Below are 19,322 nucleotides of genomic sequence, written 5' to 3' on the forward strand. Positions count from 1 at the left end.
AATGATTGATTTTTCAGAATTTCCTACGCTCGGAATCCTGGGTGGCATGGGGCCAGGTGCTGCAGTTGATTTTCAACAGCGCCTGCTCGATGCAAGCCCTGCAACTAAAGATCAGGAACATATTCCAACTATTGTTTGGAATCATGGTGGAATTCCTGACCGACAACTTGCACTTAAAAACTTAGGTGAAAGTCCTTTCAAAGCCATGTTACATGGTTTAAAAATTTTAGAACGTAGTGGTGTTGCTAAAGTGGCAATTCCATGTAACACCGCACATTTTTGGCATGCTGACTTACAACAACAGACCAATATTGAAATCTTAAATATGATTGAAATTACTGTACAACAGATTTTGGATCATTATAAATATGGTGATAAAGTTGGAATTTTAGCAACCAAAGGCGCCCTTTCTACCGAGTTATATCAACGTGAATTAAGTAAATATAACATCCCTTATGTAATGAATTCTGAAGAAGAAATTGAAAAAAAATTTATGCCTGCAGTTTATGCTGTTAAACGGAATGAATCAGAAAAAGCAGGTATCATTTTTCAAGAACTCAGTCAACGGCTTATAGATGTAGGTGCAGGTTCAATTATTTTAGCCTGTACAGAAATTCCCTTGGGCTTACACGCCATTCAATCTCCAATTTTAAATGTAAGCTTCGATACTACGCAACTTTTAGCAGATGCTTGTGTAAGGTGGTTTTACTAAAAATAAATCAGTCTTCATTTTCTATTTAAGAGAATACTTTGAATTATTTTCGGCTTTTTATTGCCTTACATTATATGGCATAAGCATGGATCAAGCAGTATATAAACCCATCTATAATCAATATAGATAAATATCTAGTGTTCGTAACATCAGTATGCATTGATAAAATTTAATTAACTATTCTTGATTCTAAAAGTTAAGCTTTGTCCCCAATGCCAAGACCCAAGCATTGTTGATATCATGTGTTGCACCAGGATGAACAATATATTGCAGGCTTGGACGTAACATCAGCCATTTTGTTGGATAATAACTATAATTTAATTCAATATTATATTCGGCATCAGCATTAATTTGTTTCTTATCATCTGCAAAACGATTATTGATATGAATACGATTAAGCGCAAAACCCAAATTATCCTCAGCTCGGCTGGTTATCACCCCATAATACTTTAGACCGATCTGTTGAGACTGATCCACCTTGTTGGTGGTACGGCTATGGAATGTAAAATTTGCAAAACTGTGTAAGCCCTGCTTTCCTACACCAACTGAAGTAAGTTGCTGGTCAAAATTAAACCAAGCGCCATAGGTATGATTTTGTTGCTGCCCCGTCCGTATATCCTTTTGATTTTTAGTTTCATCTGCAGTGTTATATATTGCCCCTACGCGATAAGTTCCTGCTAATGCATTGATCAATGATTTCGGTTGCCAGATCATCTCTAACGGAATGGTGACACCATCAGCTTGATGGGTACTCAGATTCCAGCCATGCCGTTCTAAAGCATTTTGAGGGTTATATTCATAAACACCGATTTGTAAGGCGAGTTCTGGGTGAAATTGATATTTTAAACGACCACCCCATTGAGAAATTGGAGAGTTATACCAAATTCCGCTTTGCCATTTTCCCATTTGCGTAGCACAAAATGAATTATTTTGAAATTCACAAGACATCACATTGAAATCTGTACCCATTCCCAAACGCCCTAATTTAATACTGAGCCCCTGTTCTTTAAAGTTTTTCTCCAAAGAAAACTCGGTCAATCGACTTTTACTGTTGCCACGACCATAATTTGCTTGAACATTGGCAAGCTGTGGTGCGGATGGATCAGAAATACCTTCTGAAGATAAACTTTGTCCTTGTCTTGCTGTGATTGTTGCTCTTAATGTGATCCCCTCCCAATTTGCCAGCTTTTCTAAATCTAAAGTTGAACCAATTAAAAATTGACTGGCATATTTAGGATCACTCCCCGGATTGTAGCCACCATCAACTAAATAAGCGCTGTCTACAATCAAGTTTGCATCTAATTTAATGCCTTGCTTTAAAAGTTCAGTCCGCATCCCCTCCCAATCACCAAACAAATAAGGACTATTTTTGTCTAAGCTGTATTGAGCAGCATGTAACTGTATACTGAGCAATGAAACAAGAGAAATTGTAAATTTAATCAAATTTGACATAGGTTTACCTTAATTTTGCAAAGTCCATAATTTAAATAAATGACAGATGCTGGTTTTGCTATTCGACAAAACATGGTTTAATTTTTGGATTTCTCAAAAATGTGAATGATGAATACGAGTTAAATCAATCAAGGCTTGATTTAACTAAAAGACGATTGTTCCAATAAATATTTGAGGGAATTTTTAAGCGCCTACGTGGTCACAATAATCATGACAAAACTCCATTAAGCATGATTACTCATTGACGTTTATTCATCATTGAGTCACTAGCTTGGTTGGACAAATCTTTGCTGGGCTGCGAGATAAGACAGATACAACACGGGTGCCACAAAGAAAGCGACACTCCAGAAATCTAGATACACATATAAAAAAGCACCTAAAAATGCGCCAATCACAAAACCCACCACAATGCTGAAACTGTGCTGTAACTTTTGCATATTGCTATGGTTCCGATCTCTTAAATAATTAGAAATATCTATACCTAACTGTGTTGTATTTCCCGTCATCATGGTGCTCGGACTAATATGTTTAATTAAGGTTTTACTTGAAGTGTTACGAATAGCTAAGGCGATCAGCCCTAAACCACCTGTAATTGCGACAGTGACACTATTGGCATCTTTAAACGGTTCAAAATATAAACCTGCAAGCATAAACCCAATTAAAAAAATTGCTTCCCCCAAAAATAAATAACTTAAGGTGGTATGTTTTTGTACGCTACGATCAATCCAATATTTGGTGATGGCAACAGTCAGAATAAATAAGGGAATTGCCCCAAGCTTAATCCAAATCCCAGGCCCACCTTTGACCCAAGCAGCACCAGCTAAGACTAAGTTTCCTGTGACATGCGCAGTAAAAAAACCAAACAGTGCGATAAAGCCAATGGTATCAATTGCGCCACCCACAATTGTCAATAACAAAGGATCTCGACATGTTTTCCAAAACCCACTCGGCGGCGTCGTTTGTATATTTTCCATGTTCTACTCGTCATTCAATAATTAATTAGAATTAGGATCTTTCAAAACCTAAGCTTTTTTATAGTTGTCCCGATTGATGTAAATCATCAGCAATAAAACTGGGGGAAGCAAAAATAACCACAGTAGTGCAAATTTATATACGATTGCGGCAACTGCGCATCCCAGTGCAAAACTCAACATGGTTGGAAAAATTGCAACAATACTCTGTCGAATTTGCAGTCTTTTTTCCTGAGAAGGTTTGGAAAAAAGCTCGGCAATATTTAACATCAATTGTGTTGTAGCACCCGTCATCACGGTTGTTGGTGATTCTTTCGTCCAATGGATACGGTGCATCGCGTTTTGAATCGCCATAGCCGCCACCAACAACATGCCTACAGTGAAACTCATGATGGTATCGTATTTCGGAAAGGGCAAATAAAAGTAGGAACATACGGCGACAATACTAAAAAGCAAAAACATCAGTTTTAGAAAAAACGCATATGAACTATTTTGATGTCGGATAAACTTTTGATCCAACAATTTGACCGATAAAACTGTAATACAGAACATCGGTAGTGCTGCCAATTTAGCCCAAGCACCTGTTTGACTCTCGGAGACTAAAGCCGCGCCTAATGTTACAAAATTACCTGTCACGTGGGCAGAAAATAAGCCATGCAATGCGAGAAAGCTTGCAGTATCGACATAGCCTGCATTGAAGCTCAATAACTTACTTAGTCTGAATTGCATCATTTGCCCCTTTCTCCTGTTATTGCATCACCCTATCGTTAGGATAATAAGTTTTTAATCATTGGCATGAGTTGTTCGCCAATAACCATCCCCAATAAACCGCATAGGGCCACAAAAGGGGGGGCTGGAGATTTCACATTTAATAGGTAATACAACACGCCAACCAACAACCCAACGGCCAAAGAGATCAGATAGATTTTCATAAATTTCTCCCCCAATAAAATTCCACCTAGTTTCAGATGGAATTTTTTAGGTTGGTTTTAAAAAGCAAAACAAGAACAGCCTAATGCGCCCCAAAATGATTTTTTATCCTGATCATTGATAGGAACATCAAGCATCCATGCATGCGAATGTCCATGCATGCCACAGCTGCTAGAACATGCACACACTGCTGAATCTTTTTGTAAGGGTTGTAAGGAAGGCGCATTACGATTTTCAGAGTGGCGCCACTGCCCGCCAAATCGCTTGACTGGTGACCAATCAGGCGAAGCGGGTGGAATCGGTGGATCTTGTTGCTTAAATTCGGCACCCGCATAGACCACTTTACCGTCCATCACCGTCATGACTGATTCAATAAATTGAATTTCATCGCCCTCAACAGTGAGATAGTCATCTGAGAGTACAACTAGGTCTGCATGTTCCCCTGCGACTAAAGCGCCTTTATGGTTTTGCTCGCCTGAAAACCAAGCAGATCCTTTGGTCCATAGTCTTAACGCTGTTTGACGATCAAGTAAGTCTTTCTCATCATATAAAGTAAAACCACCCACAGTTTTACCTGTGGTTAACCATGCCAAACAGACCCAAGGATTGTATGATGCAACACGCGTCGCATCTGTTCCAGCGCCCACTGGTACACCCAACTCAAGCATTTTTTTTACCGGAGGCGTGTCTTTGGCTGCATCGGCACCATAACGCTGAACAAAGATTTCGCCTTGATACGCCATACGGTGTTGAATGGCAATTCCTCCACCGAGGGCACCAATCCGTTCTATGTTTTTTTCTGAAACCGTCTCTGCATGGTCAATAATAAAACGGGTTTCAAATGGCTTTTTACCATTGACACGTTCAAAAACATTGAGCAATCGACTAATGCTTTCATCATAGGTGGCGTGAATTCGAAACGACCATTTCTTCTCAGACAAATGTTCAACAATAGCTTCTAATTCAGTTTCCATTTTTTCTGGAAGATCTGGGCGAGGTTCATAAAAATCCTCAAAATCACCAGCTGACCAAGTCAGGTTTTCACCCGCACCATTCATCATCAATAATGCATCACCATCACCAGGAAACGTCATTTCTGTCCATCGTTGATAATCTTCTAACTCTTCACCGGCTTTTTGTGCAAAGAGGTTATAAGCAATACGAACGGTCATTTGATCTTTTTCATGCAATTGATTGATCACTGCATAATCATCTGGATAGTTTTGCCCACCCCCTCCGGCATCAATCGCAGAAGTAACACCGAGTCGATTTAACTCACGCATAAAATGTCGAGTAGAATTCACTTGATCTTCGACGGGTAATTTGGGTGCCTTACCCAGTGTTGAATACAGAATTGCAGCAGAAGGCGTTGCCAATAATAAACCTGTTGGCTCGCCTTTTTCATTGCGTTCTATTCTGCCCCCGGGTGGATCAGGAGTATCTTTATTAAAACCTAAGACGTCTAATGCTGCTCTGTTCAGCATTGCACTTGCATATAAGTGCAGAATAAAAACAGGGGTATCAGGTGCAGCTTTATTGATTTCAGCTAAAGTTGGTAAACGCTTTTCTGCAAATTGGAATTCAGTCCACCCACCGACAACACGTACCCACTGTGGTGCTGGCGTATTTTCTGCCTGCTCTTTGAGTAAGCTTAAAGCATCTTTAACAGTCGGAACCCCTTCCCAACGCAACTCCATATTATAGTTAAGCCCGCCACGGATAATATGGAGATGGCTGTCATTTAAACCGGGAATAACGCGACGACCATTTAAATCAATCACTTTTGTCGAGTCGTTGGCCAACTTCATGATGCTATTTTCATCACCCGTGGCAAACACTTTTCCATCAGCGATCGCAATTGCATCTACTTCAGGTTGTTTCGGGTCAAGCGTGGTAATTTTGCCGTTCTTAAGAATTAACTGTACATCTGTCATGATCATCTCCATGTAGATGAATATTTATATCCATAAGGTTTATTTTGCTGACACAGGTGCAATAACTTCATGTTGCGTTGTGGTTCTTTCTGGCGCTTTATGTACCATAGTATATGCATAATCTACGCCCATACCGTATGCACCCGAATGTTCACGCACAATGTCCATCACTGCATCATAAGTTTCACGATGTGCCCAATCACGTTGCCACTCAAGTAAAACTTGTTGCCAGGTTACAGGAACCACGCCTGCTTGAATCATCCGTTGCATCGCATAATCATGTGCTTCTTTTGAAGTTCCACCTGAAGCATCGGCAACCATATAAATTTCATAATCACCTTCCAGCATTGCACCAAAAGCGAATGTAATATTGCAAACTTCAGTCCATAAACCCGATACGATAATTTTTTTACGATGATTGGCTGCCAATGCATCACGAACCTTTTGGTCATCCCATGAGTTCATAGAGGTTCTTTCGAGTAAAGGGGCTTCAGGGAACACATTTAATAATTCTGGAAAAGTGTGTCCTGAAAAACTTTCTGTTTCTACTGTTGTAATGGTGGTTGGAATATTAAAAACCTGAGCGGCTTTAGCCAATCCCACCACATTATTTTTTAAAGTTTGACGATCAATTGACTGTACGCCAAAAGCCATTTGTGGTTGTTGATCAATAAAGATGATTTGACAGTTTTGAGGTGTAAGTTGTTCTAAAAATGCTTTATTCATTTTGATTAGCAACACATTTATAAAGGAATTTATATAAAAGCAAAAATACACGTAAACCACTAGACACTATTTTAAATACAAACTGTATCCTAAAAAGATACAATGATTGATCAGCGTAGGATGATGCGTTACTTTAATCATTCAAGTGAAGAGTACTTTAAAATTAAATGGATAAATTAGACTGTATCAATACTTTTATTAGTGTCGTTGAATATGGAAATTTCAGCAGTGCATCACGTCACTTAAACATTACTAGAGATCAAGTTGCGAAAAGAATTTGCCATCTGGAAACTATTTTTAATACGGTCCTGTTCATCCGCAATACCCGCAAAATGGATTTAACTCATTCAGGTGAAAAATTTTATCAACACTCTAAAGTCATTATGAGTGAGTTTGAATGGGCAACCAGTGACTTTACTCACGACCAGAAATATCCCGAGGGTAAACTCAGAATCAATGCACCTCATTCATTTAGACATGCGCATCTTACCGAGATCATTTCTAAATTTATGACACAGTACCCCAATATCAAAATAGACTTGTTACTTTCAGATAAGTTTTTAAATATCAGTGAAGATCAATATGATATTGTTCTAAGAATCAGTCAGGATATTGATCAGCGCAATGCTCACCTGTTTAGTACCTATCATCGACATTTCTATGCAACTACAGCTTATTTTGCAAAATATGGCGTACCCAATACAATTGATGAGTTAAAACAGCACAGTTTATTGTTGTATTCACAAACCGATTCAAGTACTAAAATTGTGCTGAATAAGAATAAAAAAGAAGAAACTATTTACTGTACGCCGAAATTGACATGCAATAGTGGCGATTTCCTTTTAGATTTTTGTAAACAAGATCAAGGCATTATATTTTTACCCGATTTTTTAGCAAAAAAAGATCAAGATGCTGGAAAAATTGTTCGCTGTTTAGAAGACTATCATTCAAAGCAACTTTATTTTTATGCAATCACACCATCTCAACAAAAGATTCCAAAAAAAGTGAAGCTCTTTTTAGATCATCTCAAAAAACACTTATCTGATCGCTAAAATATAAAGCTTTAGACTAGACTTTAACCTAATAACTAAGTATTCACTGCTCATGTCGTATCTTTATAGATAGCAATTTAACAAAGTGTTGTTTATGCAATTATTCAGCATCTAAGCTTGCAAGCTTGACACAGATTTGAATTTTGGACTAAACACATTGTTCTGTAATCGTGTTTGCATATACTCAGCATAAACCGATAATTTTTCATAAATATGTTCAGAATAAAACATATCTTCGACTAGGTTTTGCGCTTGAGCTAGATCATAAAGACCTGATAAATTTAAAATTTTAGCATTCATTTCTGAAAATTTACGACATAAAGCCACATAAAAATCATCTTTATATTTAAACAAAAGCTTCTGCATGTTTAATTTATGATCATGATGATCTAATTGCAAATTTAGACCAGCTTGATCATTTTCGGGATTTACCAAGAAAATTCGAACCTTAAAAAAACATTCTATTTCAAACAAATAATCTGAATTGATCGGTTGATCTGTAATTAAAAAGATACGATCAACTTCTGCCTGAGTCAGTGCTTTGAACAACTGAAAATAAACAAATTCCTGTGCATCCCATGTTTGATCTTGTAAGTCTAAAAATAGATTTAAACTTTCTAGAACGACATCATCCTTGGTCAAGTTCATGGTTTTTTCCACCTGATAATAAGGTTTTAAAATATCTTGAACTTGTGCAGTCAGAACTGTTGAGTAAAGCACTGTTTGATTTAAATTCGCCAAAATAAACGGTGAAAACAAATAAGCCAGACTTAAATGATTTGAAGTAATTGCAGATTGGATAATCGCTGTACTTTTCTTTTTTGAAAATTCACGTAAGACTTTGGCACGCAACAATGTAGCTTCTAAGTTTACAAATCTTTGATTGAGTTGCTCTATCACATTTTCAGAGCAACCATGCTCACATAAAACTTGTGTGAGCACATTCAACTGAGTCGTCACAAACATATCCCTGCCTCATTGTATACTGCATCGTGTGCGACTATTTTGGAAAGAAATCAAAAAGAAATATAGCCACAAAATTTTAGAAAAAATATATAACAGATAGAGCTGTGCTGATTGCTTCTGTTATAGTTATTTTAAATACCCACTTGCATTGACATATGTATAAATCTGAACAACTGGCCCATAGCCTAAAACTATTGATTGAAAATGGGACGTGGAAAGCGCATGAAAAGTTACCCTCACTACGTCAACAGGTTGAACAATCAGGTTTAAGCCTGATTACGGTGATGAATGCTTATCAAGAGCTCGAAGCGCAAGGTCTGATTTATTCAAAAGAAAAGTCAGGGTATTTTGTTGTAGAACAAAGCTCAGATCACCCCACTACATTACATGTTATTAATGAAACAGTTGAAATTAACTCCGTTGTTTTTAAATATTTAAAATCAACCCAGTCCGAACACATTATCCCTTTAGGCTCTGCCTTTCCCAATAGCCAGTTGCTCTACTCCGCTAAACTGATACAAACGCTCGGACAACTTGCTCGACAACGGCGTAGCTATGAACAAACACCCAGCCTCCCACCCGGAAATTATCAACTGAGAAAAATTATTGCTCAAAAGTATGCTATGCAAGGCATCCCCACTGATCCATCTGATATTGTGATTACGTCTGGAGGTTTAGATGCATTAAATCTTTCATTGCAAGCACTTACACAAGCTGGGGACTATATTTTATTACAACAAACGATTTTTTATGGGGCATGGCAAGCGGCTGAACGACTTGGATTAAAAGTAATTACTATTCCAGAGCACCCTGAACATGGCATTGATTTAGACGCATTCGAACAGGCAATTTTAAAATATCCAATTAAAGTGTGTTTGATGATGTTAAATGGTCAGAATCCAATTGGCTTTACTGTGAGTGACGAAATTAAATTAAAATTGGCGAAGTTACTCAACCAATATCAAATTTATTTGATTGAAGATGATGTCTATGAAGAACTTTACTATGATCAGAAAAAACCCCTCTCTATGAAGTATTTTGATCAACAAAATTGGGTATTACATTGTTCTTCTTTTTCAAAAACATTAGGTGCAGGTTTTCGTATCGGTTGGGTCTATGCAGGTAAATTCTCTGAACATATTCAACACACTCAACTTATGAGCACCCTTTCAGTCAACTCATTTATCCAAAATGCCTTGGTTGAATACCTCTCTCATCGTCATTATGAAAAACATTTAAAAACTTTACGATCCACCTTACAACGTTATAAAAAACAATATTTTAATTATTTAAAAACCCATTTACCTGAGCAATGCCATGTCAATTATTATCCTTCCGGATACTTTCTATGGATTGAATTGCCTGAACAAGTCGATAGTAATGAGATCTATCAGCACATGTTAGAACACGGTGTTAGTGTCGCGCCGAGCAGCTTATTTAATATTAGCAATCAACAAAATCACTTTATTCGGATGAATTGTTCATTTGAAATGAATGAAAAGATTCAAAATGCATTAAACCAATTGATTTATATTATTGGTAAATCAGTCGCAACATAAGCTGAATTTTTATAACAGATTCATCATTGCTTACTTATCTGTTATAGTTTTTTTCTAATTTTTTGTATCTACAGTGTGAACACTTTTCTATCCATAATGAATCTATATTAAGCAGAAAGAGATTTTGCGATGAATGATGACAAAAGCCCTAAAAAACCACAATATGCTGATAGCTCGATTTCAGACAAAGCCTTTAAACGCATGATCATCTGGTTTTTTATCTACTGTAGTCTGTTTTGTATTGGTGTTATTGTCACAATCGGTGCAGATCACGCTGCTTTAAACTAGATCTCAATTGATTTCAAAAGATACAGAAAAAACACTCACTTAATCAAGTGAGTGTTTTTTCTGTATCTGTTGGCTTAAAAGTGTATAGACATCTTTAAGATCTTCCCGCCCCATAACCTGTAACATGCGCTGATGCATATTTAAAATATTCACATCTCCACGCCTTGCAGGACCCGTCTGCATTGTTTCAGGATCATTTTGAGTGGCTTTTTTTGCTGTTTCCAAAATTAATGGATACAGTAAATTAAAATCGACCTGCTGTGCATCGACCACTTGTTTAGCCATGTCATAACAATAATTGGTAAAATTACAGGCAAATACCCCTGCCATATGTAAGCTCAGCCGCTGTGCTGAATTATATGGATAAACCTGATTACTTAGACTATTTGCAAGCGTCGTTAGAGCAGACAAATCCTCTTGCAAAGCTGTTTCAATAAATAACGGGGTATTCTGCCAATCCACTTCACGTTCAAAGCTAAAAGTCTGTAAGGGGTAAAAAACCCCAGATTTTACATGGTGTTCAGTCAATATATTGAGGTTGGTACTGCCAGAAGTATGAACAATCAAAACATCCGAAAGTTGTGAATGAATCGTTTGGATGACTTTAGCAATGGCTTGGTCACTCACCGCAATAATCAATAAATCAATTTCAGGGTCTATACAATGCACAGCATCAATAGCCTGAGCATTCACCTGCTGGGCTAAGCGTTGTGCATTGTTTAAATCACGACTATAAATCTGAACAATATGATGTTGTTTTGACAATGCTTTTGCAAAATGTGTAGCAACACGACCTGAACCAACAATACTAATACGCATATCAACATCTAAAACTTTAAATATAGTTACAGCATGCCAATAAAAAAGGGATGAATCAATTCATCCCTCTCAGATTATGATGATTACATCAATTTAATGCATTGTTTAAGTAAATAATTCGCTCAGCGGTACGTTTATTAAAACACTTGGTATATTGCATCTCTTTGTTTTGCTGAGACATCGCATCATCCCAATATTGACGTTGTTGCTGATAGGTTTCAATTTCACTGTCTGGAATATCACCAAAACTTTTCTGTGAAATGACTTTACAATCAACATCACGTTTTTCAAACCATTCTGTTTGATCTTGCTTAAATTGTGCTTTTTGTTCATCACTCAAACTATCCCAAGTCTGGTTTAAACGATCAACTTGTTTGAGCTTTTCTTCATCTAGCTCTTTTTTGCGGATATCCATGGCTTTTTGTGCAAGCGCTGTTTGCTCTGCATTTTCAATTTGGTTGACCTGCTCGCGTTCACGCATATCTTTATTTTCTTTCATATAGGCTGCGTATTGCACCGCTTTTACCGTAACAAAAGTTACCCCTTGAATAACTGCATCCTGATTAAGCACATCAAGGGTTAAACCATCTTTGTCTGTTTTCACAACATTATAATTAAACTTGCCTTTCAGCTGATCATTGGCCAATACCAATTTAGATTCACCAGCTTCGATATACTCACGTATGCTGCGATACCCATCACCCTCACATCCCTCCTCACAATCTTGCCCAAATTCTGCATATGAATTTTCAGCACGCTGTTGTAAGCCTTTCGGGAATTGAACCACTAACTGACTTTCACATTCCAGTTGATTGGTTTTAGACGAATCTTCAGTAATCGTACGAACATTCTTGACTTCAAACTTTAAAGCATTGTTAATTTTCTGAAGTAGTGCTTGGTCAGCTTCATAACCAGAATTTTTAATATTATCTGCGACTTCACGCAAATACTCATCTTTCAAATATTTTTGAATTTGATTGATATTATCTTGATTGGTACAACTCCACTCTGCAAGTTCAGAATTACCTTCATCTTTTTTCTTTTTGAAGTAATCACAGCCTGACAGCATTAAGGTACTCGAAATCGCAGCAATCATAAATAATGGGTTTAATGATTTATTCATTGTTTATACGATCATATTTTTATGTGGGTCATTTAACCAAATAATTGAAGAATTTTCGAGTAAAAAAATAAAAAGCTTCTGGATATTCAGAAGCTTTTTATACAATTTATGCCTGTTTTAACACCGAACATACCGCTCAAAAAGATTATGGCGTCGTTGCACCAAGTACTTCAAACTCAATACGGCGGTTTTTAAATTGCCCTTCTTTGGTTGAATTATCTGCAATTGGATTGTCTTGACCATGTCCTTCAGCAGTTAACTGCGAAGTATGTACGCCCTTTTCAACCAAATATGTAACAACCGATTTTGCACGTTTTTCAGATAATTTTTTGTTTGAATCCGCATTCCCAACATTATCGGTATAACCTTTAACCACAAGTTTTGCATCTGGTAGTTGTTTTAACAAATTCGCTGCCTTATCCAAAATCGCTTTATTGGCTTCTGGAATACCTGAAGAACCTGTCGCAAAATTAATCACCTGTAAATTCAATGCAGCGGCAATATCATTTACATTGGCTTTATCTGCCTGAATGCTTGAAAGTGCTTGGTCTGCTTGTAAATTACTTGTATCTACATTTGCAGCACTACTGGTTGGAGCTGCATTTGCATCGGCTGTTTGCTGTGCAGAAATGTGTAGATTAGGAACAACAGCTTTTAACTCGTCTGCCAATTTTTGTGCTTGCGCTAAATCTGCTGTTTGAATGGTAAGTTGATCACCGATCCAAGCCAGTGAAATATTTGGAATGCCTTTAATTTTAGCCAACACCTGATCTACAGCATTTTGATCTGGCAAATCAGCAGCATAAGCACCACTGGCTGTAAGTTGACAATGATCGTTTTGGCCAAACACTGAGGCAATACTAGTTTTTAAACTATCCAGTAAAGATTGACTGCTCGATTGTGCCTGACAACTTGCTAATTTACCTTCAGCATCTGTAGAAATTTGCAGTTCAGCGGCTTGCAAATCAGCAACAGCTTGTGAAGCTCCACTGCTTACTGGATCTCCCCCAGCAGGCGGTTTACTACTGCATTGTTTAAATAACAATGCGGCCAATCCTGCAATCACCAACAGAGCGATAATTGGCAATAACCAATTGGATTTTTTAGGTTCATCTTGGATCGAATTTGTTGTGATTGTAGACGTATCAAGAGGTACTGGTGTTGGAGATACACTTTGTACAGGTATCGGTGCCACAGGTTCTACAGGGGGGATAACAGCCTCAGCCACGGGTGCAGCTTGCGTTGTGGCTGCGAAACCAAGACCGCCTACACTTAAGCCCAGTGTGGCAAATAATCCTGTTGCCCAAGCTGGCAAAGCATCTTGAATATTGTTCCATTGCGCTTTGATAAAATCAAAAATTTCATGCTTACCATCTGAACCTGCTTGATCTGCAAGCAATGATAAAGTCGGAGCAATAGAATGGTTTAATGTGGTTTCAATTTCTTGGGTCGGTGCATTGCCCGCAACCAGTCCTAAAAAATGCGCGACTGTTTCTGGTTGGTGACTGAAAATATCGCCTAAGCGAGGATTTAGATTTTGTTGAAGTGTATTAATAAGTTCTGGTTTTGATTTTAAAACTGAGAGGAGAATGGGATAAAAGGCACTTAAAGCACCGATTTTTTCATCTTGAAACTGAAGATCACCCTGTAAAACTTTTGTGGTCACCCGTTCTTTTAGAAGCTCGATAATATTCATAATTTTGGACACTCCGATTTCATTGTTGTATTTGTCACATTAAAAATCATTTTATTGATCATTTTTTATTCTAGTGATTAAATTCTAATAGTTATAATAGCTTTTTGTAGCACAGCGTGTTCAATATCTATTTGAAAAGCCAGCTTATGCTGGCTTTTTGTTTCAATTTTTGCGCTTATGTAAATTTTACAGCTTAGGCAGTAAACGTTTGTAGCACTTTACCGACCATTTTTTGATTGATTAATGGCGTATTTTTTCCATGAGATAAAATACTGTCATTGTTAACAACCCATTCTAGATCTGGATCAACCAAAGCCCAACCCGACTCTTTGACCCAACGATCCGTCATATTGGCCACTTTTGCAGGGGCAAGCGTAACTTTTTCAACCCATTCTAAAGGCTCAAACAAACCTTCACGAACCAATTGCACCCCAAAAGACACATAGGTATCAAATGCGCTAATACCGGGTAAAGTCTCGGCAAAAGGCGCTAATTTCGCAGAACCACTCAAAGGTTCATGATGGGTACAAATCGCATCAATCACACCGTCTTTGACACCTTGACGCAGTAATTCTTTGTCATTTTCAGCACGCAATGGTGGGCGCACATGTGCCAAAGAATTAAAACCATCAATTAAGTGTTCTGTTAAATGCAATTGATGCATTGCAACATCTGCTGTCACAGGCAAACCTTTGTTTTTTGCAATTTTAATCAACTCTACAGATGCACCACTTGAAAGCAAACCAAAGTGCGCTTTGACGCTTGTGGCTTCAATCATCAACAGGTATTTCGCAATAGCAACAGTTTCAGCCAGTGCTGGAATCATCGGTAAACCTTGGCGTGAGGCAATAAACCCCTCATGTACACAACCGTCTTTTGCGATCTGATGCTCTTCTGGATAAAACACTACGGTCATGTCTAAACCAGCCGCATATTCCAAGGTACGCAGAACCACATCATCATCTTTAAAAGTTGCATAGGCGTTTGAAACGGCAGTACAACCACCCTTTTTTAAACCTGCCATATTTGCGGGTTGTTTACCATTTAAACCTTGGGTTTGCGCACCAATCACTTGTAAATGAATACCACCATCTAACATGGCTTTTTCTACAAGTCCATGAATCAAAGCACCATTGTCTTGCACGATCGGCTTTGAATCAGGTGGGGTAAATACATGCAAAATACCATTTTCACGTGCCGCTTTACCTTCTGACTTCAAGGTACCATGCTGTTGCTGACCTGGTTCACGTAATCGTGCACACAAATCCACCATGGTCGGTATCAACCATTTTCCTTGTCCGTCAATTGTATCTACGACATTGGCAGATGATTCGACTATTTTTCCATGTTCAACATAAACCGTTTGTACAGTGTCAATTTTTTTGATTGGGTCTAAGACACGTACATTTTCAATTTTTACACTACTCATGACTTTATCCTTAACCTTAAACTGCAATTGCTTCTAACAAACCTTTCTCTTGCAACTGACCTTGCATTGCCAAAGCCAAAACAGCCATTCGCACTGCAATACCATTGGTCACTTGATGCAAAATTACCGACTGCGCACCATCAGCAATACTAGAATCAATCTCTACACCGCGGTTCATAGGTCCCGGATGCATAACAATACAATCAGGTTTAGCCATGGCAAGCCGATCTTTATTTAAACCATACATTTTGTAAAATTCAGCTTGTGACGACAAAGCTGGTGAATCAATACGTTCATTTTGAATACGTAGAGTAATGATCACATCACAGTCTTTAATGCCTTCATCCATTTTATTGAACAAGCGAACGCCTTCACCATATTCATCAAAACCACACGGAAGCAAAGTATTTGGTGCAATTACACGGATATCTTTACAACCTAAAATCTGTAACGCTGCGATATCTGAACGTGCAACACGCGAATGCTTAATATCACCAATAATCGCCAGACTAATGTCTTCAAAATTCTTTTTCGTTTCACGGCGAATGGTTAACATATCTAACATTGCTTGAGTTGGATGAGCATGACGCCCATCTCCAGCATTGATGATTGCAACATGCGGACAAACTGTTTCAGCAATAAAATGCGCTGCGCCTGATGAAGAGTGGCGTACAACAAAAATATCTGCTGCCATCGCTTCGAGGTTCCATAGTGTATCGCGCAATGTTTCCCCTTTTGAAGTACTTGATCGTGCAATATCAATATTCAATACATTTGCAGATAAGCGTTTTGCAGCCGCTTCAAAAGTAGTTCGTGTACGTGTCGAATTTTCAAAGAATAAGTTCATCACTGTACGACCTTCTAAAAGTGGTGTCGTTATCAGTTGATTTTGATCATTTATAAAGGAATGGGCTGTATCTAGAATTTTGGTGAGGGTTGCTTTAGAAAGACCTTCGATGGTCAGGAAATGCTTTAAGTTTCCGTCATTATTGAGTTGAATCTGACTCGGTGTATGCAATGCCGCCAAGTGCATGAGAGATTCCTTAGAGGTTAAGTTAACGTATTATACAGATTTTCTTTTTCTTTGGCAGTTGAAGTTTTGGACAAATAGTCATAAAAGTCAGCGATCAAATTTTAAATTTGATCTGCTTTAAGTCTGCCAGTTTGAGCGTTAAGTTCATCAATTTTTCTCGAAGTTGCTGAATCATATTGAGGTAGTCAATATCTGATTGATCTTTTAACAGCTCAATATAAGCATCTATTCGCAACAAGGCTTGATTACGCCATTTAAGTAATTCTGCTATGGGATGGTACTTTTGTGGATCAAAATCATGCAATTGATATTCCGATATTTGTATATTGGTTAATGTCACATCGTATTCTTTTACACGTTTTAAGCACTTTAAGGTATCTTCTAAACGAAAGCGGATCTCGTGTTCACAAAGAAATTTTAAATGTGGAAAATCCTGTTGAGCAGCAAAATATTGTGCCAATGGCAGAGTAAAATCCTCATAAGGATACCAACGCCCATGTGCACAGGAGATTAATTCTTTATATTTTTTCTGTTCAACCCACAGTTTAAACACAACAGCCTTTGCTTGATGATAATGACTTAATCGCAGCTCAGTTTGTTGTGCCGACTCATCAGCCGTACCCACGTAAATCATTTGGTTGTTTTTTAAATATTTGCTAATTTCTGCATTGAATTTCGTATAACTCAAGTGATTGTCTCACAGCTTATCCTCAGCTTAAAAATACTATAAATGAGTTTTAATTTTAATCACACTGTATCAATTAAGCTCTAACACTATAGCTAGAGCTTATTGCCCCCACTTATCTCAATGCACCAATATAGTGATGTGAAACTTGTGCTCGATAAATTTCTTCTTCTGTTGCACCAGAAACATATGCTTCCTCGCTTTGTTCAACTTGCGTTGTCGTTACTGTATTCACAGAGGAAGCTGGTTGTTCCTGTTCTAATAAATGCTGTAAGCGCAAGGCATGACGATTTAATTCTGGATCTTGAGTCGCCAATGACATATCAATCACATACTGTGCATAGCTTTTATTATCCACTAAATACATCACATCAATCACACGTCCTGTCACACGTCTTAATCGCGTTAAGATTAATGCCCCGATGGAAAACGCATCTGCATGTGCAATAAATCTGCTGTTGTTAATATCTTGCATAGAAATCCCCGTATTTATTAATTCATTAAAAATTCAATTAAATTTCTGAGCCAATACGATGGATAATTAAGCAAATTGTGTACCAAAATCACACCATAAAATGAATTAATAATGCATACACATTATTCTCTATTTAGAAGTTTAGCTATTAGAACTCGCCCCACACATTGCGGATCTTCAAATAGATCTAGAAATTGCCCCGTATGCACTTTGCGCTCATCATGAACTATATTCAACCTGTCAAAAAACTCAGAAACGAGAATATAATTTCTCTTAATCAATATTTTAAATTAAATCAATTACATGAGAAAAATAAATTGTTTAATTCTAAAAATCTTGCAATGCCACACCTTACATTCAAAGTTTAAATAGCTTTGCGTAGGCGATGCCTCACTTTTCAGAGATGAAAAGTGACAAAAATCTTCCGTCGTGCGAGGGGTACGTCCTTTACCCCCGCCCAACGGCGACATCCCTGTCGCCCCACTATAGGATCACCATCTATGATTCAAAAGTACAAAAATGAATTGATAACCAAGAGTTTCTAAAAGTTCATACAAAAACATAAGCTTCATTTATGATCAATGAATTGATGCAAATCAGTAATACTTCAAATCTTTCAGAGCTTTGCTCAATATTTCGATTTTTTTGCTTTTTAGTCATTTGACCTAGCCTATCAACTAAAGCATCATGATTATCAGCGACACTATTCTGTTCAATACATCAGTGCAATTGTAAAAATAAATCCATGTTTAAGCCTTACATTGAATGTAAGAAAGTTAAATCAAATTTTAATGATAAAAATAGCGCCAACACATTTCCAATGAAATCAAAATCAATAACAGTCCCATCACGATATTAAAAAGACGTGCTCGATTTCCTGTATTTAAAAAGCTTGCTAACTTTTCACCAGCAATCCCCCACAGTAATAAAGATAGATAACAGACGACAAAATAAATCACTACAAAAACCAATAAAACAGCATGGATATGCCCCGTTGAAAATAGCCCTGTACCCGCCACTGCGGCAATCCATGCTTTGGGATTTAGCCATTGCATCAACGCACCCTGTATAAAGGTTGGTATTTTTACTTCATCTTGGGATTGACTTGAGATAACTGTCCCTTTTGCACGTAGAATATTGAGTCCGATCCACAACAATAAAACTGTACCTAAAATCGTGATCACATCAAGAAGTACAGGATAAACCACAATCATTTGATATAAACCAAAACAGACTGATGCCAATAACAAGGTAAAACCAATGGTCGCCCCTGAAATAAATGCAAAAGTTGCTTTTACACCATAATTCATACTGCTGGTTAAAATGGTCAAATTCACAGGTCCCGGTGAAATCGACATAGATAGCGAAAAAATAAACATTGAAACAATAAGACTGAGCATTTTTTAAATTCGTTATTTGATCTTATCTACATATTGATATTTGAATATATTTCAAGCAAAAAAACCGAATTT

Annotated in this window: 19 protein-coding genes; 4 read left to right on the plus strand and 15 right to left on the minus strand. The window is 37.5% G+C overall.

The window, feature by feature from the left end:
- The first annotated feature begins 1 nt into the window (after nucleotide 1).
- Nucleotides 2–712 (plus strand): aspartate/glutamate racemase family protein, encoded by a 711-nt coding sequence (locus CQZ96_RS04520; RefSeq protein WP_004721068.1) that lies wholly within the window; start codon nucleotides 2–4, stop codon nucleotides 710–712.
- A 189-nt stretch (nucleotides 713–901) separates the two neighbouring features.
- Here CQZ96_RS04520 and CQZ96_RS04525 read toward each other — a convergent pair whose 3' ends face one another.
- The 6 genes from CQZ96_RS04525 to CQZ96_RS04550 all read right to left on the minus strand — a co-directional run bounded on the left by CQZ96_RS04525 (nucleotide 902) and on the right by CQZ96_RS04550 (nucleotide 6,725).
- On the minus strand, nucleotides 902–2,164 hold the full coding sequence (locus tag CQZ96_RS04525) for a carbohydrate porin (RefSeq protein ID WP_004721069.1): 1,263 nt from the start codon (nucleotides 2,162–2,164) through the stop codon (nucleotides 902–904).
- Between the two features lie 266 nt (nucleotides 2,165–2,430).
- Nucleotides 2,431–3,138: a YoaK family protein gene (locus CQZ96_RS04530; protein ID WP_105712835.1), complete on the minus strand. Its 708-nt coding sequence runs from the start codon at nucleotides 3,136–3,138 to the stop codon at nucleotides 2,431–2,433.
- 48 nt (nucleotides 3,139–3,186) lie between these two features.
- Nucleotides 3,187–3,864, minus strand: a complete 678-nt coding sequence (locus tag CQZ96_RS04535) for a YoaK family protein (protein WP_227515068.1) — start codon at nucleotides 3,862–3,864, stop codon at nucleotides 3,187–3,189.
- A 38-nt stretch (nucleotides 3,865–3,902) separates the two neighbouring features.
- Entirely contained in the window at nucleotides 3,903–4,067 is a 165-nt protein-coding gene (locus CQZ96_RS04540) for a DUF1427 family protein (RefSeq protein WP_004721074.1), read from the minus strand.
- 57 nt (nucleotides 4,068–4,124) lie between these two features.
- A complete protein-coding gene (locus CQZ96_RS04545; protein WP_105712836.1) occupies nucleotides 4,125–5,999 on the minus strand; it encodes an amidohydrolase in 1,875 nt (624 codons plus the stop codon).
- A gap of 39 nt (nucleotides 6,000–6,038) precedes the next feature.
- On the minus strand, nucleotides 6,039–6,725 hold the full coding sequence (locus CQZ96_RS04550; protein WP_004821006.1) for a hydrolase: 687 nt from the start codon (nucleotides 6,723–6,725) through the stop codon (nucleotides 6,039–6,041).
- A gap of 167 nt (nucleotides 6,726–6,892) precedes the next feature.
- Here CQZ96_RS04550 and CQZ96_RS04555 point away from each other — a divergent pair, with 167 nt between their 5' ends.
- Nucleotides 6,893–7,777: a LysR family transcriptional regulator gene (locus CQZ96_RS04555; RefSeq protein WP_004721080.1), complete on the plus strand. Its 885-nt coding sequence runs from the start codon at nucleotides 6,893–6,895 to the stop codon at nucleotides 7,775–7,777.
- 111 nt (nucleotides 7,778–7,888) lie between these two features.
- On the opposite strand, the gene CQZ96_RS04560 is transcribed toward CQZ96_RS04555, so the two are convergent.
- The gene (locus tag CQZ96_RS04560; protein ID WP_105712837.1) at nucleotides 7,889–8,743 is read right to left on the minus strand and encodes a hypothetical protein; all 855 of its coding nucleotides are present in this window, start codon (nucleotides 8,741–8,743) and stop codon (nucleotides 7,889–7,891) included.
- A gap of 155 nt (nucleotides 8,744–8,898) precedes the next feature.
- Here CQZ96_RS04560 and CQZ96_RS04565 point away from each other — a divergent pair, with 155 nt between their 5' ends.
- Together CQZ96_RS04565 and CQZ96_RS04570 are read left to right on the plus strand one after the other, a co-directional pair.
- Nucleotides 8,899–10,302, plus strand: coding sequence for a PLP-dependent aminotransferase family protein (locus tag CQZ96_RS04565; protein ID WP_105712838.1), 1,404 nt, complete (start codon nucleotides 8,899–8,901; stop codon nucleotides 10,300–10,302).
- Between the two features lie 129 nt (nucleotides 10,303–10,431).
- A complete protein-coding gene (locus CQZ96_RS04570; RefSeq protein WP_004721086.1) occupies nucleotides 10,432–10,590 on the plus strand; it encodes a hypothetical protein in 159 nt (52 codons plus the stop codon).
- Between the two features lie 39 nt (nucleotides 10,591–10,629).
- Here CQZ96_RS04570 and CQZ96_RS04575 read toward each other — a convergent pair whose 3' ends face one another.
- From CQZ96_RS04575 to CQZ96_RS04610, 8 genes are all read right to left on the minus strand, one after another.
- Nucleotides 10,630–11,409 (minus strand): Rossmann-like and DUF2520 domain-containing protein, encoded by a 780-nt coding sequence (locus CQZ96_RS04575; RefSeq protein WP_105712839.1) that lies wholly within the window; start codon nucleotides 11,407–11,409, stop codon nucleotides 10,630–10,632.
- A gap of 88 nt (nucleotides 11,410–11,497) precedes the next feature.
- Nucleotides 11,498–12,532, minus strand: coding sequence for a hypothetical protein (locus tag CQZ96_RS04580; RefSeq protein WP_004721090.1), 1,035 nt, complete (start codon nucleotides 12,530–12,532; stop codon nucleotides 11,498–11,500).
- A 145-nt stretch (nucleotides 12,533–12,677) separates the two neighbouring features.
- Nucleotides 12,678–14,228 carry an OmpA family protein gene (locus CQZ96_RS04585; protein ID WP_105712840.1) on the minus strand — a complete coding sequence of 517 codons (1,551 nt, stop codon included), beginning with the start codon at nucleotides 14,226–14,228 and terminating at the stop codon, nucleotides 12,678–12,680.
- Between the two features lie 193 nt (nucleotides 14,229–14,421).
- Nucleotides 14,422–15,657: a dihydroorotase gene (locus CQZ96_RS04590; protein WP_004721093.1), complete on the minus strand. Its 1,236-nt coding sequence runs from the start codon at nucleotides 15,655–15,657 to the stop codon at nucleotides 14,422–14,424.
- Between the two features lie 16 nt (nucleotides 15,658–15,673).
- The gene (locus CQZ96_RS04595; protein ID WP_105712841.1) at nucleotides 15,674–16,690 is read right to left on the minus strand and encodes an aspartate carbamoyltransferase catalytic subunit; all 1,017 of its coding nucleotides are present in this window, start codon (nucleotides 16,688–16,690) and stop codon (nucleotides 15,674–15,676) included.
- A gap of 94 nt (nucleotides 16,691–16,784) precedes the next feature.
- Nucleotides 16,785–17,378, minus strand: a complete 594-nt coding sequence (locus tag CQZ96_RS04600; protein WP_105712842.1) for a hypothetical protein — start codon at nucleotides 17,376–17,378, stop codon at nucleotides 16,785–16,787.
- A gap of 112 nt (nucleotides 17,379–17,490) precedes the next feature.
- Nucleotides 17,491–17,850 (minus strand): hypothetical protein, encoded by a 360-nt coding sequence (locus tag CQZ96_RS04605; protein WP_105712843.1) that lies wholly within the window; start codon nucleotides 17,848–17,850, stop codon nucleotides 17,491–17,493.
- Nucleotides 17,851–18,638: 788 nt separating this feature from the next.
- Nucleotides 18,639–19,250, minus strand: a complete 612-nt coding sequence (locus CQZ96_RS04610; RefSeq protein ID WP_105712844.1) for a LysE family translocator — start codon at nucleotides 19,248–19,250, stop codon at nucleotides 18,639–18,641.
- Nucleotides 19,251–19,322: the final 72 nt, after the last annotated feature.

Source organism: Acinetobacter sp. MYb10 (genome assembly GCF_002980175.2).
Classification (GTDB): domain Bacteria; phylum Pseudomonadota; class Gammaproteobacteria; order Pseudomonadales; family Moraxellaceae; genus Acinetobacter; species Acinetobacter guillouiae.

Excerpts from the sequence above, each read along its gene's own strand:
- CQZ96_RS04545 (WP_105712836.1), bottom strand. The coding sequence starts at position 5,999 with ATGACAGATGTACAGTTAATTCTTAAGAACGGCAAAATTACCACGCTT.
- CQZ96_RS04550 (WP_004821006.1), bottom strand. The coding sequence starts at position 6,725 with ATGAATAAAGCATTTTTAGAACAACTTACACCTCAAAACTGTCAAATC.
- CQZ96_RS04610 (WP_105712844.1), bottom strand. The coding sequence starts at position 19,250 with ATGCTCAGTCTTATTGTTTCAATGTTTATTTTTTCGCTATCTATGTCG.
- CQZ96_RS04540 (WP_004721074.1), bottom strand. The coding sequence starts at position 4,067 with ATGAAAATCTATCTGATCTCTTTGGCCGTTGGGTTGTTGGTTGGCGTG.
- CQZ96_RS04525 (WP_004721069.1), bottom strand. The coding sequence starts at position 2,164 with ATGTCAAATTTGATTAAATTTACAATTTCTCTTGTTTCATTGCTCAGT.
- CQZ96_RS04580 (WP_004721090.1), bottom strand. The coding sequence starts at position 12,532 with ATGAATAAATCATTAAACCCATTATTTATGATTGCTGCGATTTCGAGT.
- CQZ96_RS04520 (WP_004721068.1), top strand. The coding sequence starts at position 2 with ATGATTGATTTTTCAGAATTTCCTACGCTCGGAATCCTGGGTGGCATG.
- CQZ96_RS04575 (WP_105712839.1), bottom strand. The coding sequence starts at position 11,409 with ATGCGTATTAGTATTGTTGGTTCAGGTCGTGTTGCTACACATTTTGCA.
- CQZ96_RS04585 (WP_105712840.1), bottom strand. The coding sequence starts at position 14,228 with ATGAATATTATCGAGCTTCTAAAAGAACGGGTGACCACAAAAGTTTTA.
- CQZ96_RS04595 (WP_105712841.1), bottom strand. The coding sequence starts at position 16,690 with ATGCACTTGGCGGCATTGCATACACCGAGTCAGATTCAACTCAATAAT.
- CQZ96_RS04570 (WP_004721086.1), top strand. The coding sequence starts at position 10,432 with ATGAATGATGACAAAAGCCCTAAAAAACCACAATATGCTGATAGCTCG.
- CQZ96_RS04565 (WP_105712838.1), top strand. The coding sequence starts at position 8,899 with ATGTATAAATCTGAACAACTGGCCCATAGCCTAAAACTATTGATTGAA.
- CQZ96_RS04530 (WP_105712835.1), bottom strand. The coding sequence starts at position 3,138 with ATGGAAAATATACAAACGACGCCGCCGAGTGGGTTTTGGAAAACATGT.
- CQZ96_RS04590 (WP_004721093.1), bottom strand. The coding sequence starts at position 15,657 with ATGAGTAGTGTAAAAATTGAAAATGTACGTGTCTTAGACCCAATCAAA.
- CQZ96_RS04555 (WP_004721080.1), top strand. The coding sequence starts at position 6,893 with ATGGATAAATTAGACTGTATCAATACTTTTATTAGTGTCGTTGAATAT.
- CQZ96_RS04535 (WP_227515068.1), bottom strand. The coding sequence starts at position 3,864 with ATGCAATTCAGACTAAGTAAGTTATTGAGCTTCAATGCAGGCTATGTC.
- CQZ96_RS04605 (WP_105712843.1), bottom strand. The coding sequence starts at position 17,850 with ATGCAAGATATTAACAACAGCAGATTTATTGCACATGCAGATGCGTTT.
- CQZ96_RS04560 (WP_105712837.1), bottom strand. The coding sequence starts at position 8,743 with ATGTTTGTGACGACTCAGTTGAATGTGCTCACACAAGTTTTATGTGAG.